Raw genomic sequence first — 18,594 nt, 5'->3', positions numbered from 1 at the left:
AGGTTCATCGCAGGGTTCCACCCCCGCCGCCGACCAACGCCATCGCCGCGTCCAACTCGCGCTCGTCGGTGGTGTCCCACGGCTGCGCCCAACCGGCGACGTCGAGCAGCGCCGAGATCACCTGGCCGGTGAATCCCCAGACCAGCATCTCGTTGAGCAGAAATGCCGGGCCCGCCCACCGGCGGCCGAGGTCGCCGCGGTACACCATCAGCCGGTTGTCCGGATTGACGAACGCGCGCACGGGAACTCGCGCCACGATCGCCGTTTCGGACTCGTCGACGACGGCCACGGGGCCGGGATCCGGCGAATAGGCCAGCACCGGGACGACATGGAACTGCGACGGCGCGATGAACATCTTTTCCAGCGTGGCCAGGGGATGCAGCCTGCTGACGTCGATGCCGGTTTCCTCGCGGGCCTCGCGCAGGGCCGTGTCCACCGGACCCTTGTCGCCGGGGTCGGAGGCGCCGCCGGGGAACGCCGCCTGGCCGGCGTGGTGGCGCAGGGTCGACGCCCGCACGGTCACCAGCAGATCGGCACCATCGGGAAGGCCGCCGTCGGGAGCGCCGGATTCCGGACCGGAGAACAACACCAGGACAGCGGCCTCGCGGCTACCGCCGCGCAGGGCGGTCACCGCCGACATGGCCGTGTCGGTGATCATCGCCAGCACGTCGGCCGGCAGGCGGCGCCGGGCCGCATCGGGAATGTCGTCGACGTTGTCGAGCAGCGGACGCAGCCAGGACGGGCAGGCGTCGGGCCTCAGCGGAACGGTCCCGCGCCCGGGAGCGGGGTCCCCATTCCGCAGGGGTGAACCCCCAGCACTCACGGCCCCTCCAGTCGGTTCAATCTTCCGCTTATCCCCGGTCGTTGCCGATCGCGGCCGCGATCTCATCGGCAGTGTTGAAAGCTCGTGGCAGCGTTTGGGCAACGCTACCGTCCGGCCGCAGCACCACGGTCGCGGGCATCACATTTGCCACCCGCAGCGCGGCCGCGACCAGGCGACGACCGTCCTGCAGTGTCGGCAGGCGCACACCAAGCTGGGCCAGCCTGAGGAGCGCGGCCGTCTCGTTCTCGTCTTGATGCACCGTCACCACCATCACGTCCGAACCGGCCCGACGTTGATACTCGGCCATCGCGGGCAGTTCGGCCGCGCACGGCGCGCACCAATAAGCCCACAGGTTGAGGACCACCCGGCGCCCGGCCAACGCGCGGGCGACGTCGACGCGGGATCCGTCGGCAGCGCACTCGGCCGTCACGCCGCGCAACGACTCCGGGCCGTCTCCGGTTCCGGCGCCCGGGCACGGCGGGAGGTCGGCGCGTTGCCGCGGCCCCGCCAGCGCGGCGGGCGTATCGGCGTCGCGGCGTTCCCGGTCCGGCGGGCTGCCGGTGGGCGCCGACGTCGGGACCGAGTCGTCGCGCAACTGGGCGAACAGCGCGGCGATCAGCGCCGCCACCACCGCAAGAATTGCGATGTGCCAGCGAACTTTCCGGGTCAGCGTCGGCATGTGATCACCGTGCGCGAGGTTCGCGGCCCGGCTCAGAGCCCGGCCAGGGCGAGCAGATGCTCGGTTTCCGGGCCCTTCACCAGCGGCGCGGCCAGGGCCGCTTCGGTGGGACCGAGGCCAAACGAGGGGCAGTCTTTGGCGAGCAGGCAGACGCCACACGCCGGTTTGCGGGCATGGCACACCCGGCGGCCGTGGAAGATCACCCGGTGGCTCAGCATGGTCCACTCGGCCCGTTCGATGAGCTCACCGACGGAGTGCTCGATCTTGACCGGGTCCTTGTCCGCGGTCCAGCGCCACCGGTGCACCAGCCGCGTGAAATGGGTGTCGACCGTGATGCCGGGGACCCCGAAAGCGTTGCCCAGGATGACGTTGGCTGTCTTGCGCCCGACCCCGGGCAGGGTGACCAATTCGCTCATGGTCGAGGGGACTTCGCCGTCGAACCGTTCCACCAGGGCCTGCCCCAGGCCGATCAACGAGGACGCCTTGTTGCGGAAGAAACCGGTCGGGCGGATCAGGTTTTCCAGCTCGGCGCGATCCGCTTGCGCGTAATCCAGCGCCGACGGGTACCGCTTGAACAATGCGGGCGTCGTCAAATTGACCCGTTTATCGGTGCTCTGCGCCGAAAGGATTGTGGCGACCGTCAGTTCCAGCGGCGTCCGGAAGTCCAATTCGCAGTGCGCATCCGGAAATGCTTGTGCCAGAGCACGATTCATTCGTCGCGCCCGCCGCACCAAGCCGACTCGGGACTCCTGCGACCAGCGTCGGGCGTCGACGCCGCCGGGTGTGGCCGGACTCGATTTCGAACGCCCGGACGACTTTGCCGCTGTCACCTACGACAGAGTACTGATTTCGTGATCTCGCCGAGACCCCGTGTTGATGCAAGGCGATGTTTACTCTTCGGTGTGTCGTGGTTGCTGGTCGCCGGCGTTCCGGTGCTGCTGATGCTGGCGGCGCTGGGCCTCGGGCGGCTCGAATCCGAGCTCATCCCCGGCGCCTGCGTGGTGGCCGACGTCGACGAGTTCCTCGAGCGTGCCGGCGGTGTGGATATGCACACGCTGGCGTCCGAGGGCATGCCCGAAGCGCTGGAATACCTGCACCGGCGCGAGCTTGCGCAACTACCCGAGGGCACGGCGGGCGGGCGCGGCGGCGGTCCGCGTCACGCCGCGCCGTCGTTTGCGGTCAGCTTCGTCGACCGCGACGAGATGACGCTGCCGACCCGAATCCACGGTCAATCGCACGTCGATCCGAAATTTAAAGTCCCTCGAGGCGCCAATCCTGTGTAGCGTTGGCACGTTGGACACATTGGGCGTTCCTCTAGACTCGTCACGCGAGCAAGGGGTTAGCCTGCCCGTATCACAATAATTTTTCTGCGAAAGTTGAAGAGGCAACGTGGACGAGATCCTGGCAAGGGCAGGAATCTTCCAAGGGGTCGAACCCGGCGCAGTCACAGCGCTGACCAAGCAGCTGCAACCCGTCGACTTCCCCCGCGGACACACGGTCTTCGCCGAGGGGGAACCCGGCGATCGGCTGTACATCATCGTTTCGGGAAAGGTGAAGATCGGCCGCCGTTCGCCCGACGGACGCGAGAACCTGCTGACGATCATGGGCCCTTCGGACATGTTCGGCGAATTGTCGATCTTCGACCCGGGCCCGCGGACGTCCAGCGCCACCACCATCACGGAGGTGCGGGCGGTGTCGATGGACCGCGACGCGCTGCGCGCGTGGATCGCCGACCGTCCCGAGATTGCCGAGCAGTTGTTGCGGGTGTTGGCCCGACGCCTGCGCCGCACCAATAACAACCTGGCCGACCTGATCTTCACCGATGTGCCCGGCCGGGTGGCCAAGCAGCTGCTGCAGCTCGCGCAGCGGTTCGGCACCCAAGAGGGCGGCGCGATGCGGGTCACCCACGACCTGACGCAGGAAGAGATCGCGCAGCTGGTCGGGGCTTCCCGGGAGACGGTGAACAAGGCGCTGGCCGACTTCGCCCACCGCGGCTGGATCCGGTTGGAAGGCAAGAGCGTGCTGATCTCGGACTCGGAGCGGCTGGCCCGCCGAGCGAGGTAAGCGCGGGCGGAGCCCGGGCACAACCGAACGAGAATCAAGCCCCCGAGCGAGGTAAGCGCGGGCGCAGCCCGGGCGTGCTCGCCGATCGCTGCCACACCAGCCACATGAGCACCGCTGTCGCACCATGAGGTGACTCGCAAACGCGCTAGCACCGGCGCTATCGCATTTCGAGAGGACCATGCACTCCCAGAGCCGGGACTGCTGAGACAGCAGTGACCCGCGCGACGGGAGTTACGCCGTCGGCTCCCCCGAGCGCAGGTGGTCCAACTGCACCTGCACCGACCACTCGGCGGCATCCCAGAGCTTCTCGTCGACATCGACATAGACGTGTTCGACGATCTGGCGGGCGCTGGCGTCCTCGCCCAACTCCCGCAACGCCGAACGCACCTGGTCCAGACGCTCGCCGCGGTGCGCGAGGTAGCCTTGCGCCACGCTTTCCAGATCGGCCAGGTCCGGGCCGTGCCCGGGCAGCACCGCCCGGCGGCCCAGGCCGCGCAACCGCCGCAGCGATTCCAGGTAGTCAGTCAGGCTTCCGTCCTCCTTGTCGAGGACGGCCGTGCCGCGACCAAGGATGGTGTCGGCGGTCAACACGGCATCGTCGAGCAGGAACGACAGCGAATCGGCGGTATGGCCTGGGGTTGCCATGACCTTGATCTTGAGGCCCGCGGCATCGATCACCTCGCCGTCGGTCAGCTCCCCGCCGAGGCCACGCAGAAATCCACTGCCCGCCGAACGCACGGTCGCGCCGGTCAGCTCGACCAGCTTGTCGATGCCGTCGGTGTGATCGCTGTGCCGGTGGCTGATCAGGACCAGGGCGATGCGGCCCAGCGCGGCGACCCGCGCGATGTGCCCGTCGTCGTCGGGTCCGGGGTCCACGACAACCAACTCGTCACTGCGGGGCCCGCGCAGCACCCAGGTGTTGGTGCCCTCGAGAGTCAGCAGCCCCGGGTTCTCGGCCAACAGAACCGACGCATTCTCGGTGACCGCCCGCAGCGTGGCATAGGCGGGATGGGACAACGCGGCCTGGGACACGGACGTCAGCCGACCTCGACGATCAGCTCCACTTCCACCGGCGCATCCAGTGGCAGCTCGGAGACGCCGACCGCCGAGCGCGCATGGGCGCCTTGCTCCCCGAAAACCTCGGCGAGCAGCTCGGAGGCCCCGTTGACGACGCCCGGCTGGCCGTTGAATCCTGGGGCCGAGGCAACGAACCCGACGACCTTCACCACCCGGGTCACGTCGTCGATGTCCACCAGCGAGCTGACGGCCGCCAGCGCGTTGAGCGCACAGATCCGCGCCATCGCCTTGCCCTCCTCGGGGCTGACGTCCGCGCCCACCTTGCCGGTGCCCAACAGCGTCCCGTCCTGCATCGGGAGTTGGCCCGCGGTGTAGATCAGGTTGCCGGTGCGCACCGCCGGTACATAGGAGGCCAGCGGCGCAACGACCTTCGGGAGCGCGAGGCTGAGCTGCCCGAGCCGGGCCGAAGCACTCATCGGAGCGCCCCCCTTTACTTGGGGCGCTTCAGATACGCGACGTGCTGCTCGCCGGTCGGGCCCTGCAGCACCGACACCAGCTCCCAGCCGTCGGCACCCCACTGGTCGAGGATCTGTTTGGTGGCATGCGTCAGCAGCGGAACCGTGACGTACTCCCATGCGGTCGGTTGGCTCATGCCGCGAGCTTATCGGGTCGGGCTAGCATGCGATGGTGGCAAACACATCGAGCGGCGCAAGTGCGGTCGGCTGGCCGGCGCGCTTGACGAAGGCCCGTTTACATTTCGTGACCGGCAAAGGCGGAACGGGTAAGTCAACCATCGCGGCCGCGCTGGCGCTGACCCTGGCCGCCGGGGGCCGCAAGGTCCTGCTCGTGGAAGTCGAGGGCCGCCAAGGCATTGCGCAACTCTTCGACGTCCCGCCGCTGCCCTATCAGGAGGTGAAGATCGCCAGCGCCGAACGCGGCGGTCAGGTCAACGCCCTGGCGATCGACATCGAGGCCGCCTTTTTGGAATACCTCGAGATGTTCTACAACCTGGGCATTGCCGGTCGCGCGATGCGCCGCATCGGCGCGATCGAGTTCGCGACGACGATCGCGCCGGGCCTGCGCGACGTGCTGCTCACCGGCAAGATCAAGGAAACGGTGATCCGCGTCGACAAGAATCGGCTGCCGACTTATGACGCGATCGTCGTCGACGCCCCGCCGACCGGACGGATCGCGCGCTTCCTGGACGTCACCAAAGCGGTGTCCGATCTGGCCAAGGGCGGCCCGGTGCATTCTCAGGCCGAGGGCGTGGTGAAGCTATTGCACTCCGAGCAGACGGCCATTCACCTAGTGACCCTGCTGGAGGCGCTGCCGGTCCAGGAGACGCTGGAAGCCATCGAGGAACTCGCCGAGATGCAGCTGCCGATCGGCAGCGTGATCGTGAACCGCAACATCCCCTCCTACCTGCAGCCCGCCGATCTGGCGAAGGCCGCGGAGGGAGACGTCGACGCGGATTCGGTGCGGGCCGGGTTGGAGAGGTCCGGAATCAACTTGAAAGACAAGGATTTTGCCGGTTTGCTGACGGAGACCATCGAACACGCGACGGTGATCGCCACGCGCGCCGAGATCGCACAACAGCTCGATGCATTGAAAGTTGCGCGACTGGAATTACCAGCGATTTCCGACGGGGTCGACCTCGGTAGCCTTTACGAGCTGTCGGAATCACTTGCACAGCAGGGGGTTCGATGAGCACCGCGCCCGAACGGCTTAATATGGCGGCGATCCTGGCCGACACCGCCAACCGCGTCGTGGTGTGCTGCGGCGCGGGTGGGGTGGGCAAGACCACCACCGCGGCCGCGATCGCGCTGCGCGCCGCCGAATACGGCCGCAATGTCTGCGTTTTGACGATCGATCCGGCCAAGCGACTGGCCCAGGCGCTCGGAGTCAGCGACCTGGGCAACACTCCACAACGAGTTCCCCTGGCGCCGGAGGTTCCCGGTGAGCTGCACGCGATGATGCTCGACATGCGTCGCACCTTCGACGAGATGGTGGTCCAGTACTCCGGACCCGGTCGCGCGCAAGCGATTCTGGATAACCAGTTCTATCAGACCGTCGCCAGTTCCCTCGCCGGCACGCAGGAGTACATGGCGATGGAGAAGCTAGGCCAGCTGCTGGCCGAGGATCGCTGGGATCTGGTGGTGGTCGATACCCCGCCATCGCGCAACGCGTTGGACTTCCTGGACGCGCCGAAACGGCTGGGCAGTTTCATGGACAGCCGGCTGTGGCGGTTGCTGCTGGCGCCGGGGCGGGGCATCGGGCGGTTGGTAACCGGCGCAATGGGTTTGGCGATGAAAGCGATGTCGACGATCCTGGGTTCCCAGATGCTGGGTGACGCAGCCGCTTTCGTGCAATCGCTGGACGCCACCTTCGGCGGCTTCCGCGAGAAGGCCGACCGCACCTACGCGCTGCTGAAAAGGCGTGGGACGCAGTTCGTTGTGGTGTCGGCGGCCGAACCCGACGCGCTGCGGGAGGCAGCCTTCTTCGTCGACCGGCTGTCTCAGGAAGGGATGCCGCTCGCCGGGCTGGTCTTGAACCGCACCCATCCGCCGTTGTGTTCCCTGCCTGCCGAACGGGCGATCGACGGCAGCGAGATGCTGGACCAGAGTGCCGACTCCGAATCCGCATCGCTGACCTCGGCGGTGCTGAGGATTCACGCCGACCGTGCGCAGACCGCCAAGCGGGAGATCAGGTTGCTCTCCCGGTTCACCGGAGCCAACCCGCACGTGCCGGTCATCGGCGTTCCGTCGCTGCCGTTCGATGTCTCGGATCTGGAGGCGCTGCGCGCGCTCGCCGACCAGATCACGTCGGTCGGTGACGATGCGGGGCGGGCAGCGGCCCGCTGAGGAACCGGCCCATCCAGACGACGTCGGTGACGATGCGGGGCGGGCAGCGGCCCGCTGAGGAACCGGCGCTGTAACAGAAACGTAATCACGAACAGCAGGCCGGTCGGCTCGCTCAGCCGATGGACCGAGTGAGCCGCCGGGGTCGCGCGAGAGGTTCAGCCGACGCTGCGGGTGCGCCTCTTGTCGAAGAAGTCCGCCCAGGAAACGACCTCGGGGTGCTGCTTGAGCAGGGCGCGGCGTTGCCGCTCGGTCATGCCGCCCCAGACCCCGAACTCGACCTTGTTGTCCAGAGCGTCCGCCCCGCATTCCTGCATCACGGGGCAGTGCCGGCAGATCACTGCCGCCTTGCGCTGGGCCGCTCCGCGGACAAACAGCTCGTCGGGATCGGTGGTCCGACATAGCGCTTTCGAGACCCAGGCGATCCGCTCTTCGGCATCGACACTGCGAAGTACCCCTTGTGCGGCTGCGATGTTTGTCCTACGCGCCGCCGGCCGTATTGGTGACACGAACTGTTCCCTTCCCTACCGGCCGCCCGACACGGCCGCCCTCCTCCGGGTGCAGATCCCGACCTGCGATCTACGCCACACCATGTACTTCGGTGTTACCTGAATCTCACCGTGTGTCTAAGTTAGGTGGTCAGGTGGCAATTGCGCAACAGTCCGATAACGCTTTTTTTGGGACGGGCGTGCCGTCTCGCACCGAAGGGCGGACGGGAAAGTGATCTTGCACACCATGCTGCGCCTCACGTGACGGAACTGCAAATTTTTTTTGACGCCACCGCAAGTTCCCGCCCGCCGCCCGCGTCGACGCATTTTGACAGCGAACTCGCAGCGTGGCGGCGTGAAAAGGGGCCGCTAATGTAGTAGCCATGTCAGACCGTCCCCCGGCCGCGCTCACGATCCTCAAGCTCGCGGGGCTGTGCGTGTTGGCCAGTGTCGTCGCCACGGCGCTGCTGTTCCCCGTCGCCGGCGGAATGGGACTCATGTCCAACCGCGCCTCGGAAGTGGTTGCCAACGGGTCGGCTCAGCTTCTCGAAGGCGAGGTGCCGGCGGTGTCGACGATGGTCGACGCCAAAGGAAACACCATCGCGTGGCTGTATTCGCAGCGCCGATTCGAGGTGCCCAGCGACAAAATCGCCAACACGATGAAGTTGGCGATCGTGTCGATCGAGGACAAGCGGTTCGCCGAACACAACGGAGTGGACTGGAAAGGCACCCTGACCGGCCTGGCCGGCTATGCCCGCGGCGACGTCGACACGCGCGGTGGTTCGACCATCGAGCAGCAGTACATCAAGAACTACCAACTTCTGGTGACCGCGAAAACCGACGCCGAGAAGCGCGCGGCGGTGGAGACCACCCCGGCCCGCAAGCTGCGCGAGATCCGCATGGCGCTGACGCTGGACAAGACCTTCACCAAACCCGAGATCCTGACCAGGTACCTGAACCTGGTCTCCTTCGGGAACGGCTCGTTCGGCGTCCAGGACGCCGCCCAGACCTACTTCGGCATCAACGCCGCCGACCTGAACTGGCAGCAGGCGGCGCTGCTGGCGGGCATGGTGCAGTCGACCAGCGCGCTGAATCCCTACATCAACCCCGAGGGTGCCTTGGCGCGGCGAAACCTGGTGCTGGACACCATGATCGAAAACATTCCGCAAGAGGAAGACGCACTGCGTGCCGCCAAGGCCGCGCCGTTGGGAATCCTGCCGCAGCCCAACGAGTTGCCCCGCGGCTGCATCGCAGCCGGCGATCGCGCGTTCTTCTGCGACTACGTGCAGGAGTACCTGTCGCGCGCCGGCATCAGCAAGGAACAGGTGGCCCGCGGCGGCTACCTGATCAAAACCACGCTGGACCCGGACGTGCAGATCCCGGTCAAAACGGCCATCGACAAGTTCGCCAGCCCGACGCTTCCGGGGATCTCGAGCGTGATGAGCGTGATCCAGCCGGGCAAGACGTCCCACAAGGTGATGGCCATGGCCAGCAACCGCACCTACGGGCTGGACGTCGACGCCGGCCAAACGATGCGCCCGCAGCCTTTCTCGCTGGTCGGCGACGGCGCCGGATCCGTCTTCAAGATCTTCACCACGGCCGCGGCCCTGGACATGGGGATGGGCACTAGCGCCACCCTGGAGGTGCCCGGCCGTTTCCAGGCGAAGGGCATGGGCAGCGGTGGGGCCAAGGGCTGCCCGAAGGACAACTGGTGCGTGGTCAACGCCGGTAACTACCGCGGGTCGATGAACGTCACCGACGCGCTGGCCACCTCGCCCAACACCGCGTTCGCCAAGCTGATCCAACAGGTCGGGGTGTCGCGCACGGTGGACATGGCGATCAAGCTCGGGCTGCGCTCCTACGCCGACCCGGGCACGGCCCGCGACTACAACCCGGACAGCAACGAGAGCCTGGCCGACTTCGTCAAACGGCAGAATATCGGCTCGTTCACGCTGGGCCCGATCGAGGTGAACGCGCTGGAGCTGTCCAACGTCGCGGCCACCCTCGCCTCGGGCGGCACCTGGTGCCCGCCCAGTCCGATCGACAAGCTGGTCGACCGCAAGGGCAACGAAGTCGCGGTGACCACCGAGACCTGCGATCAGGTCGTGCCCGAAGGCCTGGCGAACACCCTGGCCAACGCGATGAGCAAGGACGCCCTGGGCGGCGGCACCGCGGCCGGTTCGGCCAGTGCGGCGGGCTGGGACCTGCCGGTGTCCGGGAAGACGGGCACCACCGAGGCGCACCGCTCGTCGGGCTTCGTGGGGTTCACCAACCACTACGCGGCGGCCAACTACATCTACGACGACTCCCCCAACCCCACCGACCTGTGTTCGTCCCCGCTGCGCCACTGTGGCGAGGGCGACCTGTACGGCGGTAATGAACCGGCGCGCACGTGGTTTACCGCGATGAAGCCGATCGCCACCAACTTCGGCCCGGTGCAGCTGCCGCCCACCGATCCCCGCTACGTCGACGGCGCACCCGGTTCGCGGGTGCCCAGCGTCGCCGGCCTCGATATCGACGCGGCACGCCAGCGCATCAAGGAGGCGGGCTTCCAGGTCGCCGACCAGAACAACTTCGTCAACAGCAGCGCAAAGCAGGGCGAGGTGGTGGGAACAACGCCGAACGGCGCAACGATTCCCGGCTCGATCATCACCATCCAAGTCAGCAACGGCGTTCCGCCCGCCCCGCCGCCACCGCCGGAAGGTGCGCCGCCACCGCCGGTGGGCTCACAGGTCGTCGAGATTCCGGGGCTGCCGCCGATCACCATTCCGCTGCTGGCGCCTCCGCCTCCGCCACCCGGTCAGCCACCGCCATAGACCTCGTGACGTCGAGATACGCTGCCAGTCCCGGACCGGCAGTAACATGCCAGCATGGCTGATGCTCACGTCCCGATTGCCCGGCTCCTCCCCGGGCCGCCTCGCGGCCCGCATCGTCACCGAGCGGTACCCGTCCTGATACGTGCCGGCGCCGCCGCGCTCGCTTCCGGCGTCGCCGGCCTCGGGTATGCCGCGGTGATCGAGCGCAATGCGTTCGTCCTGCGCGAGATCACCATGCCCGTGCTGACCCCGGGCTCGACTCCGCTGCGGGTGCTGCACATCAGCGACCTCCACATGACGCCCGGCCAGCGCCGCAAGCAGGCGTGGCTGCGGGAGCTGGCGGCCTGGGAACCGGATCTGGTGGTCAACACCGGCGACAATCTGGCCCACCCCAAGGCGGTGCCGTCGGTCATCCAGGCGCTAGGCGACCTGCTGTCGCGACCCGGCGTCTTCGTGTTCGGCAGCAACGACTACTTCGGCCCCCGGTTGAAGAACCCGCTGAACTACGTGACCAACCCGTCGCACCGGGTTCGCGGGGAGCCCCTGCCGTGGCAGGACCTGCGGGCGGCGTTCACCGAGCGCGGCTGGCTCGACCTCACCCACACCCGGCGCGAGTTCGAGGTGGCGGGTCTGCACATCGCCGCCGCGGGCGTCGACGACCCGCACATCGACCGCGACCGCTACGAGACCGTCGCCGGCCCGGCCAGTCCGGCCTCGAATCTGCGGTTGGGACTGACCCATTCGCCCGAGCCGCGGGTGCTGGACCGCTTCGCCGCCGACGGCTATCAGCTGGTGATGGCCGGGCACACCCACGGCGGTCAGGTGTGCCTGCCGTTCTACGGCGCACTGGTCACCAACTGCGGTCTGGACCGCTCGCGCGCGAAAGGACCGTCCCGCTGGGGCGCCAACATGCAACTGCACGTGTCCGCCGGGATGGGGACGTCGCCGTTCGCGCCGGTGCGGTTCTGCTGCCGGCCGGAGGCCACCCTGCTTACGCTGATCGCCACCCCGATGGGCGACCGCAGCGCTGCCAGCGACCTGAGCCGTTCGCAGCCCACAGCATCGGTGCGTTGACCGACCAGACCCGGATCGCGGCCCGCGGCCGCTCACGCGGTTGGGCAGACAACGCGATCCGGCTGATCCAGGCCGACGCCCGTCGCAGCGCCGACACCCATCTGCTGCGTTACCCGCTGCCCTCCGCGTGGAGCACGAGCGGCCCCGGCGCTCAGGTCGCGCTGTACCTCAAGGACGAGACGACGCACATCACCGGCAGCCTCAAGCACCGGTTGGCCCGCTCGTTATTCCTCTACGCGCTGTGTAACGGCTGGATCGACGAGGGCACCACGGTGGTGGAGGCGTCGTCGGGTTCGACGGCGGTGTCGGAGGCCTATTTCGCGGCGCTGCTGGGTCTGCCGTTCGTCGCCGTGATGCCGGCGACGACCAGTCCCGCCAAGGTCGCGCTCATCGAATCACATGGCGGCCATTGCCATTTCGTGCAGAACTCAAGTCAGGTGTACGCCGAGGCTGAGCGCGTGGCGCACGAAAGCGGCGGACACTATCTCGACCAGTTCACCAACGCCGAGCGCGCCACCGACTGGCGCGGGAACAACAACATCGCCGAGTCGATCTACGCGCAGATGCGCGACGAGAGGCACCCCATCCCGGACTGGATCGTCGTCGGCGCGGGCACCGGCGGAACCAGCGCGACGATCGGCCGCTACATCCGCTACCGACGACACGCCACTCGGCTGTGCGTCGTCGACCCGGAGAACTCCGCGTTCTTTCCCGCCTACGCCGAGGGCCGCGACAACGTGGTGATGCCCTCGTCGTCGCGCATCGAGGGCATAGGCCGGCCCCGGGTGGAGCCGTCGTTCCTGCCCGGCGTGGTCGACCGCATGGTGGCCGTCCCGGACGCGGCCTCGATCGCGGCCGCGCGGCACGTGAGCGCGGTGTTGGGGCGCCGGGTGGGGCCGTCGACGGGCACCAACCTATGGGGCGCGTTCGGCCTGCTCGCCGAGATGGTCGCCCAGGGTCGCGGCGGTTCGGTGGTCACGCTCCTCGCGGACAGCGGGGACCGCTACCGCGACACCTATTTCAGCGACGAGTGGGTGGCGGCGCAGGGACTGGATCCGACGGACGCTGCCGAGGCGCTGGTCGACTTCGAGCGAACCTGCTCCTGGAAGTGACCTGCCGCACGGCGGTTTGGCAAGCCGACGGCCCGGTGCGATAGGCTGTCGAAGCTTCAAGCGGGGTGTGGCGCAGCTTGGTAGCGCGCTTCGTTCGGGACGAAGAGGCCGTGGGTTCGAATCCCGCCACCCCGACTCTTGTGACCAAAGTTGACCAGCATTGACCGCGTAGGCGCGCTGGCCTGCTCCGTGATCGACTCGCTCGAGCAGACCTCGACCCTTAGGGAGCGCCCCCGGCTAAGGGCTGACGCTTCCTGCCCGGGGCAACGCCCCACTGCCTGAGACGACTACCTGCCTAAGCCGGACCGGGACAACGACGGCCTCGCGTGCAAAGGCTGAGCGAGATCTATGCCGACGACCGCTGAGAGAAGTAACCTTGGAAAAGGCGAATTACCGAGGCACGTGAATGAAGAGACTTCTGGCTGTTGTGGCGATGTTGAGCGCGGCGCTGCTGAGCGCGCCGATCGCTTCGGCCGATCCCGGTTGGGGTGGCCCCGGTTGCGACTGCGGCGGCTATTGGGGCAACGGCGCCGGCGGCTGGGACAACGGCAACAACCAGGGCTGGTACCCCGGCAAGTTGCTCTCGGGTGGTACCGGCTGCGTCAGCGGCCCGTTCGGATTCGTCCAGTTCTGTAGGTAGACATTGCTTTGACGGCCGATTGAATCGGAGTACGCGACCGGTGCCGCCGGAAAGACATTCTCCGCATCGGTGTCGCACGCAGATCCCCGAAACCGGGCCGATATCTACCTCGAAGGACCCTGCGTCCACGCCGCATGGACCCGGAAGGTCGTCGTCATCAACGACCTCGATGAGCAGACCGCCTTCAACACTTTGGTCATGCCGTCGCAGAGCATGAACACCCCGCTGCGGGGGCATCGCCCGATCGAGGATGCCACCGACGGTGACGGGGCGGCGGACGGGCGCCGCGCTACGATCCGAAACCATTGCGGTCCAAGGTATTTCGCTATGCATCCAACTCCGGTTCCAGTCGCTGAGCCGTGACGTGCGGCGAGACCCCGCGGGTGCGCCGCGGACCCCGCACAGCAACGCGCTGTATGCGCGTCCAGCTGTGCAACTGGGTGCGCCCCACCAGGCGGCAATGGTGGGTGCTCGCCAATTGGCGGGCCGCCTTGGTGAAAGTCTGATTTGTCACGACGACTGTCCGGCGGCAGCCGTGGTGGCGCGCCCCCGCCACGACCTGTTGGACGGCGGCGACACCGACGGCCTTCGTCAGCCTCTTGCATTGGACTGCCATGCGGGCGCCGTCCTTCTTGGCGATCAAATCCACCCCGTAGTCGCCGGTGCTGGCCGTGGGTGTCACGCTGTAGCCCGCGATGCGAAGCTGTGCCGCAACGAATTCCTCGAATTCAACACCGGACATCCGGTCGATGGCGCGCAATCCCGCTTTCGCGCATTTGAGGTCGCGTCGGCGGTGTGCGTCGGCCCGGTACCGGTCCCGCTGCAGCGAAAGCCACCACAGGATGGCCACCGCGGCGATTAGCCCACCGAGTCCGGCCATACATCCCGCCGGCAGGCTGCCGTTGGCCTGCTGCGTGAAATACCAAGGCAGCGCCAAACCCAGCAGGAGGAGCGACCCGAGTACCTTGTCCATGACTCCCCAACGTGCCGTTCGCGCCGACATGAACGCCGACATGAACGTAGTGCACGCCTCCGACAATTCGCCGCAGGCTCATCGCCGCGCCGGCGGGGCCCGAGCCGATGTCAGGCGCAGTCGGCGCACACCGGAAGGCCCGAGCTGGACCCACGCATCCGGCTGCGGTGCTGCACCAAAAAGCAGCTCGAGCAGGTGAACTCGTCGGCCCGCTGAGGAATCACCGTCACCGACAGCTCTTCCCCGGACAGGTCGGCACCCGGTAGTTCGAAGAAATGCACATCGTTGGGGTCTTGGTCGTCGACAACCGTGGTGACAGGCCCTTGCAGGGCCGGCCCCAGTTCGCGCAGCGGGGACTTGTCCTGGGCGTCGGCGTCGGATACACGGCGTGCGTCGTAATCGGTGGTGGTCGCCATCGGGTTCCTCCCTGCTATGGAACGGGTTGACGCACTCTCCTGTACTCACCCGTGGCGCAGGCTGTACCCCGTTCGGGGCCGCACTACACCAATGCGGCCGGAAAAAGACCCTTGCGGCCGAGGAAAACCGGAAAAAAGTTGTGACGACGTAGAAATGGACCGGCAGCGGGGCCGCGAAGCGATAAACGCCCCGCTGCTCAGCTGGTGGGTGGCGGCGCGGGCTGATCGGAATGCGCGGCGTGCCAGCGCAGTTCGTCATCGCGGACTCTGCGGTGGGCACGCAGCAGCCACGCCGCGCTGAGCGCGCCCAGCACCACCGCCACGCTCAGGGCGATGGCGCCGGCCACCAGATGTCCGACGGCGACCGCGAACAAGCCCACAGTCAGCGCTATCACCGCGACGCCCACACCGACGAGGCCGGGGATGTTGGCGCCGTTCTTGAGGGACTCACCGGCGTGCTGACGCGTGGTGCGGGCGTGATCGACTGCGTTCTTGTGATAATCCAACGTCATTCCTCGCAGAGAACTGTTGTATATCAACACTATTCGGGCGGTATGGAGTTGCCTGGCCACTCCGCTATCAGGCGGCGGACCACCCAGCTGTCAGACAACACCTGGTACGCGTACCCGTTGCCTCGACGGACAAACGCCACTGGCGGACTGTGTCAGCGGCGTCCAGCGCGGGTATGCCGCGCTCATGATTTCACGACCGCACGCGGGCACGAGCTACGCACGGAGCTTGCCCTGATGGCCGGCGGCTGCCCACCCGCCGTCCTGTTCGACGTCGACGGGACCCTGGTGGATTCCAACTATCTGCACGTCTTTGCCTGGCAGCGCGCGTTCGACGCCGAAGGCATGGCGGTGGCGTCGTGGCAGATCCATCGCTGCATCGGGATGGACGGATCGCGGCTGGTCCAGACGCTCTCCAATGACGCCCCGAACAGCGTCCGGGAGCGCCTCAGCGACAAGCACAGCGAGTTCTATCGCGAGATCACGCCACTGCTGCAACCGTTGCCCGGTGCCCGCAACCTGTTGCATCGTGTCGCCGACCTGGGCTTGCAGGTGGTGTTGGCCAGCTCTGCGCCCGAGGACGAACTGAAGGTCCTGCGCAAGGTGCTCGACTGCGACGCCGTCATCTCCGAGACGACGCTGTCACGCGACGTCGACACCGCCAAGCCCGAACCCGGCATCGTGCAGGTGGCGCTGGACCGCGCCGGCGTGGACGCCGAGCATGCGGTGTTCGTCGGGGATGCCGTGTGGGACGCACACGCCGCCGCCGGCGCGGGATTGCCGTGCATCGGCCTGCTGAGCGGCGGCATCTCCCGCGCGGAACTGCGGGAGGCGGGCGCCGATCCTGTCTTCGCCGATACGCGCGACCTGCTCGAGCACCTGGAATCCACCCGGATCGCGCAGCTTGCGCCGGTTCGCGACCGATGACCTCGCTCAGTCCCGGTGCCGGCGCAGCGCGAGCGGCAGCACCCACCAGAAGAAGGTGAACAGCGGCAGCGCACACGCTCCGGCCACGAGACCGACCCGGTATCCGGCCACCGCGGCGAAAATGATCGTGGTCAGGCCGACCACGGCCAGGCCGAGGAGGACCAGCCCGGCGAAGGCACACCGATGCGCGGCCGATACCAGGACCTGAAGCCGATGACGCCTGAAGAGCGCCCGATGCATGGCGACCGGCGCGATCAGCAGGACGGTCGCGCACACCGCACTCACCACGGTCGCCAGATACACCACGCGCATTGCCGGTCCGAGCACGTCGAAGCGCTGTTGAAAGGGCAGGGTCAGCAGGAACCCGGTCAGCAACTGCACCCCGGTCTGGACCACCCGCAACTCCTGCAGCAGGCTGTTCCAATTGCGGTCCAACCGTTGAACTTCGGTTTCGCCCCGCTCACGGCGATCCCACCGCTGATCGGACTGTGGATCGTCGACATCCATAGCCCAGATCATCGCACCTGGGCCAGATCTGGACGCCGCGTTGAACGGGCGCGACCTCGCTCATGATTTTTGCCGCGGGAATGTACGAGCGAACTGCGGCGGCAGGCCAGGTCCTCCGGATAGCCAACTGCCCCCCGCAAAAAACGCCGAGCCGAACCCGACTCGGCGCAGGTGCGCCAAACGTGTTGTGTCCGAACGCAAATAAAGGATGGGCGGCGCGGGCGTGCCAGTCGTCCGGCGTACCGGAACGGTGAATCGCTAGCCGCTGAGCTTGCCGTCCCGCACCCCGCTCAACGCCTCTTCGAGCGTTTGGTACAGCGGGAAGGTTCTGTCGAGACCGGTCAAATGAATCGGCCTGCGGGTGGCCGGGCCGCGTGCAACCACGCCGAACCCGGTCTGCTTGTCCAGCCGCTCGTAGGTCGCCGCCAGGATCTTCAACCCGACCGAGCCGAGAAACTCCACCGCGGAGAGGTCGATGATCAGTGCGGTCGGGGTGTCCGCGATGACGGCGCCGATGGCCTGTTCCAGCGCGGGAGCCGTGACCAGATCGATTTCGCCGCTGACACTGACCACGGCCACCCCGTCATGGTCCTCTACCAACGTGGTAATCGAATCAGGAGCTGACAATGGCAATCCTTCGTCGTGGGCCGTGGCGTGGCTCAACCCTAGCCTGCGTTGTGGACTGCGGGAAGAATATGCCCTCTACACGTGCCCTGCGGCAACCCAGGCTAGTCTCGCAAAAAGAACTGCAGACCGCAGGGCGCGACGTGGCTATTCGGGAGGCCAGATGTCAGATTCGCCGTCGGATTTCAACAGTATCGCCACCGCAGCGCAGCCCGTGGGAATCTCGAGCGAGGGGCTGCTGCCGCAACTGGTTCAGCATCTTCGGCAGAATCGGACCGTTCTGCGTGAGGAATGGGCCCGCAGAATCACCGAGGCCGAGTTGCTCACGGCGATGACCCCGGAGGAAATCTTCTCCGAGGCGACCACCGTGTACGACAGCTACGTGGAGGTGCTCGAGACCGGGAGCGTCGAGGCGCTGCAGGATTACGCCCGTGACCTGTCCGAACGCATCATCCCGCGGGGCGTCGAGACGGACGAGGTCGTCGGCATCGTGCTGTTGCTGCGTGACGTGCTCGCGCGCTCCCTGTTCGAGAAGTACCAGACCGACTTCGAGATGCTCAATCGCGTTCTCGACGCCTACGAGCCTGCGGCAAACCGCATCGCCAACACCGTGGCCGTCAGCTTCGTGCAGGAGCGCGAGCGCATCATCCGCCAGCAGCAGGAGGCGATCCGCGAATTATCAACGCCGGTGCTGCAGGTGCGCGAGCAGCTGCTGATCCTGCCGATCATCGGCGTGCTGGACAGTCAGCGCGCCCGCCAGGTCACCGAGCAGCTGTTGCGGGCCATCCGCGCGAACCGCGCCAAAGTGGTGGTCATCGACATCACCGGTGTGCCCACCATCGACTCGACGGTGGCCAACCACCTGGTGCAGACGGTCGACGCCTCGGGACTGATGGGCGCCAGCGTCATCATCACCGGCCTGTCCTCCGAGATCGCCCTGACACTGGTGACCATCGGGCTCGACCTGTCGAAGATGAACGCCGTCGGCGACCTGCAGGGCGGCATCGAGGAGGCCGAACGCCTGCTGGGGTACGAGGTCACCCGCACGGGCGAGCAGACCGGATAAC

22 protein-coding genes and 1 tRNA gene are annotated in these 18,594 nt (G+C 67.2%); 11 read left to right on the top strand and 12 right to left on the bottom strand.

Going from position 1 to position 18,594, the window contains the following annotated elements; genetic code table 11:
- Positions 1 to 4 precede the first annotated feature (4 nt).
- Genes OQ789_RS00340 through nth form a run of 3 tightly spaced genes read right to left on the bottom strand, consistent with a single transcriptional unit; the run spans position 5 to position 2,215 of the window.
- Entirely contained in the window at positions 5 to 823 is an 819-nt protein-coding gene (locus tag OQ789_RS00340; protein ID WP_324682633.1) for a CoA pyrophosphatase, read from the bottom strand.
- A gap of 28 nt (positions 824 to 851) precedes the next feature.
- Positions 852 to 1,502 (bottom strand): TlpA disulfide reductase family protein, encoded by a 651-nt coding sequence (locus OQ789_RS00335; RefSeq protein WP_324682632.1) that lies wholly within the window; start codon positions 1,500 to 1,502, stop codon positions 852 to 854.
- A 32-nt stretch (positions 1,503 to 1,534) separates the two neighbouring features.
- On the bottom strand, positions 1,535 to 2,215 hold the full coding sequence (gene nth, locus OQ789_RS00330; protein WP_324683324.1) for an endonuclease III: 681 nt from the start codon (positions 2,213 to 2,215) through the stop codon (positions 1,535 to 1,537).
- 189 nt (positions 2,216 to 2,404) lie between these two features.
- On the opposite strand from nth, the gene OQ789_RS00325 reads away from it, so the two are divergent.
- Positions 2,405 to 2,785 (top strand): hypothetical protein, encoded by a 381-nt coding sequence (locus OQ789_RS00325; RefSeq protein ID WP_324682630.1) that lies wholly within the window; start codon positions 2,405 to 2,407, stop codon positions 2,783 to 2,785.
- A gap of 106 nt (positions 2,786 to 2,891) precedes the next feature.
- Positions 2,892 to 3,566, top strand: a complete 675-nt coding sequence (gene crp, locus OQ789_RS00320) for a cAMP-activated global transcriptional regulator CRP (protein WP_036465140.1) — start codon at positions 2,892 to 2,894, stop codon at positions 3,564 to 3,566.
- A 231-nt stretch (positions 3,567 to 3,797) separates the two neighbouring features.
- Here the strand turns inward: crp and OQ789_RS00315 are convergent, their stop codons facing one another.
- From OQ789_RS00315 to OQ789_RS00305, 3 genes are read right to left on the bottom strand one after another with little or no spacing between them, the layout of a single operon-like run.
- Positions 3,798 to 4,598, bottom strand: a complete 801-nt coding sequence (locus OQ789_RS00315; RefSeq protein WP_420716014.1) for an MBL fold metallo-hydrolase — start codon at positions 4,596 to 4,598, stop codon at positions 3,798 to 3,800.
- 5 nt (positions 4,599 to 4,603) lie between these two features.
- Positions 4,604 to 5,059, bottom strand: coding sequence for a RidA family protein (locus OQ789_RS00310; RefSeq protein WP_324682628.1), 456 nt, complete (start codon positions 5,057 to 5,059; stop codon positions 4,604 to 4,606).
- A gap of 14 nt (positions 5,060 to 5,073) precedes the next feature.
- Positions 5,074 to 5,235 (bottom strand): DUF4177 domain-containing protein, encoded by a 162-nt coding sequence (locus OQ789_RS00305; RefSeq protein WP_007772224.1) that lies wholly within the window; start codon positions 5,233 to 5,235, stop codon positions 5,074 to 5,076.
- Between the two features lie 32 nt (positions 5,236 to 5,267).
- On the opposite strand from OQ789_RS00305, the gene OQ789_RS00300 reads away from it, so the two are divergent.
- Both OQ789_RS00300 and OQ789_RS00295 read left to right on the top strand, forming a co-directional pair.
- A complete protein-coding gene (locus tag OQ789_RS00300; protein ID WP_324682625.1) occupies positions 5,268 to 6,290 on the top strand; it encodes an ArsA family ATPase in 1,023 nt (340 codons plus the stop codon).
- Complete coding sequence (locus OQ789_RS00295; protein WP_324682623.1) at positions 6,287 to 7,444, top strand: ArsA family ATPase; 1,158 nt, start codon at positions 6,287 to 6,289, stop codon at positions 7,442 to 7,444. Before OQ789_RS00300 ends, OQ789_RS00295 begins: the two co-directional genes overlap by 4 nt.
- A gap of 155 nt (positions 7,445 to 7,599) precedes the next feature.
- On the opposite strand, the gene OQ789_RS00290 is transcribed toward OQ789_RS00295, so the two are convergent.
- Positions 7,600 to 7,950 carry a WhiB family transcriptional regulator gene (locus tag OQ789_RS00290; RefSeq protein ID WP_007772220.1) on the bottom strand — a complete coding sequence of 117 codons (351 nt, stop codon included), beginning with the start codon at positions 7,948 to 7,950 and terminating at the stop codon, positions 7,600 to 7,602.
- A gap of 362 nt (positions 7,951 to 8,312) precedes the next feature.
- Between OQ789_RS00290 and ponA2 the strand changes: the two genes are divergently transcribed.
- The 5 genes from ponA2 (at position 8,313) to OQ789_RS00265 (ending at position 13,571) form a co-directional block, all read left to right on the top strand.
- The gene (gene ponA2, locus OQ789_RS00285) at positions 8,313 to 10,745 is read left to right on the top strand and encodes a transglycosylase/D,D-transpeptidase PonA2 (protein ID WP_324682618.1); all 2,433 of its coding nucleotides are present in this window, start codon (positions 8,313 to 8,315) and stop codon (positions 10,743 to 10,745) included.
- 54 nt (positions 10,746 to 10,799) lie between these two features.
- Entirely contained in the window at positions 10,800 to 11,819 is a 1,020-nt protein-coding gene (locus tag OQ789_RS00280) for a metallophosphoesterase (RefSeq protein WP_324682616.1), read from the top strand.
- Entirely contained in the window at positions 11,816 to 12,931 is a 1,116-nt protein-coding gene (locus tag OQ789_RS00275; RefSeq protein WP_324682614.1) for a PLP-dependent cysteine synthase family protein, read from the top strand. Before OQ789_RS00280 ends, OQ789_RS00275 begins: the two co-directional genes overlap by 4 nt.
- A gap of 61 nt (positions 12,932 to 12,992) precedes the next feature.
- Positions 12,993 to 13,066: transfer RNA gene (locus OQ789_RS00270), tRNA-Pro, on the top strand.
- A gap of 271 nt (positions 13,067 to 13,337) precedes the next feature.
- A complete protein-coding gene (locus OQ789_RS00265) occupies positions 13,338 to 13,571 on the top strand; it encodes a hypothetical protein (protein ID WP_324682613.1) in 234 nt (77 codons plus the stop codon).
- A 325-nt stretch (positions 13,572 to 13,896) separates the two neighbouring features.
- Here the strand turns inward: OQ789_RS00265 and OQ789_RS00260 are convergent, their stop codons facing one another.
- From OQ789_RS00260 to OQ789_RS00250, 3 genes are all read right to left on the bottom strand, one after another.
- The gene (locus OQ789_RS00260; RefSeq protein ID WP_324683321.1) at positions 13,897 to 14,544 is read right to left on the bottom strand and encodes a restriction endonuclease; all 648 of its coding nucleotides are present in this window, start codon (positions 14,542 to 14,544) and stop codon (positions 13,897 to 13,899) included.
- A 110-nt stretch (positions 14,545 to 14,654) separates the two neighbouring features.
- A complete protein-coding gene (locus tag OQ789_RS00255) occupies positions 14,655 to 14,960 on the bottom strand; it encodes a DUF4193 domain-containing protein (protein WP_324682612.1) in 306 nt (101 codons plus the stop codon).
- 197 nt (positions 14,961 to 15,157) lie between these two features.
- Entirely contained in the window at positions 15,158 to 15,472 is a 315-nt protein-coding gene (locus OQ789_RS00250) for a hypothetical protein (protein ID WP_324682610.1), read from the bottom strand.
- Between the two features lie 234 nt (positions 15,473 to 15,706).
- Between OQ789_RS00250 and OQ789_RS00245 the strand changes: the two genes are divergently transcribed.
- On the top strand, positions 15,707 to 16,396 hold the full coding sequence (locus tag OQ789_RS00245; RefSeq protein WP_324682609.1) for an HAD family hydrolase: 690 nt from the start codon (positions 15,707 to 15,709) through the stop codon (positions 16,394 to 16,396).
- Positions 16,397 to 16,402: 6 nt separating this feature from the next.
- Here the strand turns inward: OQ789_RS00245 and OQ789_RS00240 are convergent, their stop codons facing one another.
- Together OQ789_RS00240 and OQ789_RS00235 are read right to left on the bottom strand one after the other, a co-directional pair.
- Positions 16,403 to 16,903: a DUF6328 family protein gene (locus tag OQ789_RS00240; RefSeq protein WP_324682608.1), complete on the bottom strand. Its 501-nt coding sequence runs from the start codon at positions 16,901 to 16,903 to the stop codon at positions 16,403 to 16,405.
- A 258-nt stretch (positions 16,904 to 17,161) separates the two neighbouring features.
- Positions 17,162 to 17,530, bottom strand: a complete 369-nt coding sequence (locus tag OQ789_RS00235; RefSeq protein WP_324682607.1) for an STAS domain-containing protein — start codon at positions 17,528 to 17,530, stop codon at positions 17,162 to 17,164.
- Positions 17,531 to 17,690: 160 nt separating this feature from the next.
- On the opposite strand from OQ789_RS00235, the gene OQ789_RS00230 reads away from it, so the two are divergent.
- Positions 17,691 to 18,593: an STAS domain-containing protein gene (locus tag OQ789_RS00230; protein ID WP_324682605.1), complete on the top strand. Its 903-nt coding sequence runs from the start codon at positions 17,691 to 17,693 to the stop codon at positions 18,591 to 18,593.
- The last annotated feature ends 1 nt before the right edge of the window (position 18,594 follow it).

The sequence above is a fragment of the Mycobacterium sp. 94-17 genome (genome assembly GCF_035617725.1).
In the GTDB taxonomy this organism is placed as follows: Bacteria; Actinomycetota; Actinomycetes; order Mycobacteriales; family Mycobacteriaceae; genus Mycobacterium.
The sequence above is the reverse complement of the archived record's forward strand: the minus strand, read 5'-3'. Positions and strand labels throughout refer to the sequence as shown.

Excerpts from the sequence above, each read along its gene's own strand:
- OQ789_RS00305 (WP_007772224.1), bottom strand. The coding sequence starts at position 5,235 with ATGAGCCAACCGACCGCATGGGAGTACGTCACGGTTCCGCTGCTGACG.
- OQ789_RS00245 (WP_324682609.1), top strand. The coding sequence starts at position 15,707 with ATGGCCGGCGGCTGCCCACCCGCCGTCCTGTTCGACGTCGACGGGACC.
- OQ789_RS00300 (WP_324682625.1), top strand. The coding sequence starts at position 5,268 with ATGGTGGCAAACACATCGAGCGGCGCAAGTGCGGTCGGCTGGCCGGCG.
- nth (WP_324683324.1), bottom strand. The coding sequence starts at position 2,215 with ATGAATCGTGCTCTGGCACAAGCATTTCCGGATGCGCACTGCGAATTG.
- OQ789_RS00335 (WP_324682632.1), bottom strand. The coding sequence starts at position 1,502 with ATGCCGACGCTGACCCGGAAAGTTCGCTGGCACATCGCAATTCTTGCG.
- OQ789_RS00310 (WP_324682628.1), bottom strand. The coding sequence starts at position 5,059 with ATGAGTGCTTCGGCCCGGCTCGGGCAGCTCAGCCTCGCGCTCCCGAAG.
- OQ789_RS00280 (WP_324682616.1), top strand. The coding sequence starts at position 10,800 with ATGGCTGATGCTCACGTCCCGATTGCCCGGCTCCTCCCCGGGCCGCCT.
- OQ789_RS00260 (WP_324683321.1), bottom strand. The coding sequence starts at position 14,544 with ATGGACAAGGTACTCGGGTCGCTCCTCCTGCTGGGTTTGGCGCTGCCT.
- OQ789_RS00250 (WP_324682610.1), bottom strand. The coding sequence starts at position 15,472 with ATGACGTTGGATTATCACAAGAACGCAGTCGATCACGCCCGCACCACG.
- OQ789_RS00295 (WP_324682623.1), top strand. The coding sequence starts at position 6,287 with ATGAGCACCGCGCCCGAACGGCTTAATATGGCGGCGATCCTGGCCGAC.
- OQ789_RS00230 (WP_324682605.1), top strand. The coding sequence starts at position 17,691 with ATGTCAGATTCGCCGTCGGATTTCAACAGTATCGCCACCGCAGCGCAG.
- ponA2 (WP_324682618.1), top strand. The coding sequence starts at position 8,313 with ATGTCAGACCGTCCCCCGGCCGCGCTCACGATCCTCAAGCTCGCGGGG.
- OQ789_RS00265 (WP_324682613.1), top strand. The coding sequence starts at position 13,338 with ATGAAGAGACTTCTGGCTGTTGTGGCGATGTTGAGCGCGGCGCTGCTG.
- OQ789_RS00255 (WP_324682612.1), bottom strand. The coding sequence starts at position 14,960 with ATGGCGACCACCACCGATTACGACGCACGCCGTGTATCCGACGCCGAC.
- OQ789_RS00240 (WP_324682608.1), bottom strand. The coding sequence starts at position 16,903 with ATGGATGTCGACGATCCACAGTCCGATCAGCGGTGGGATCGCCGTGAG.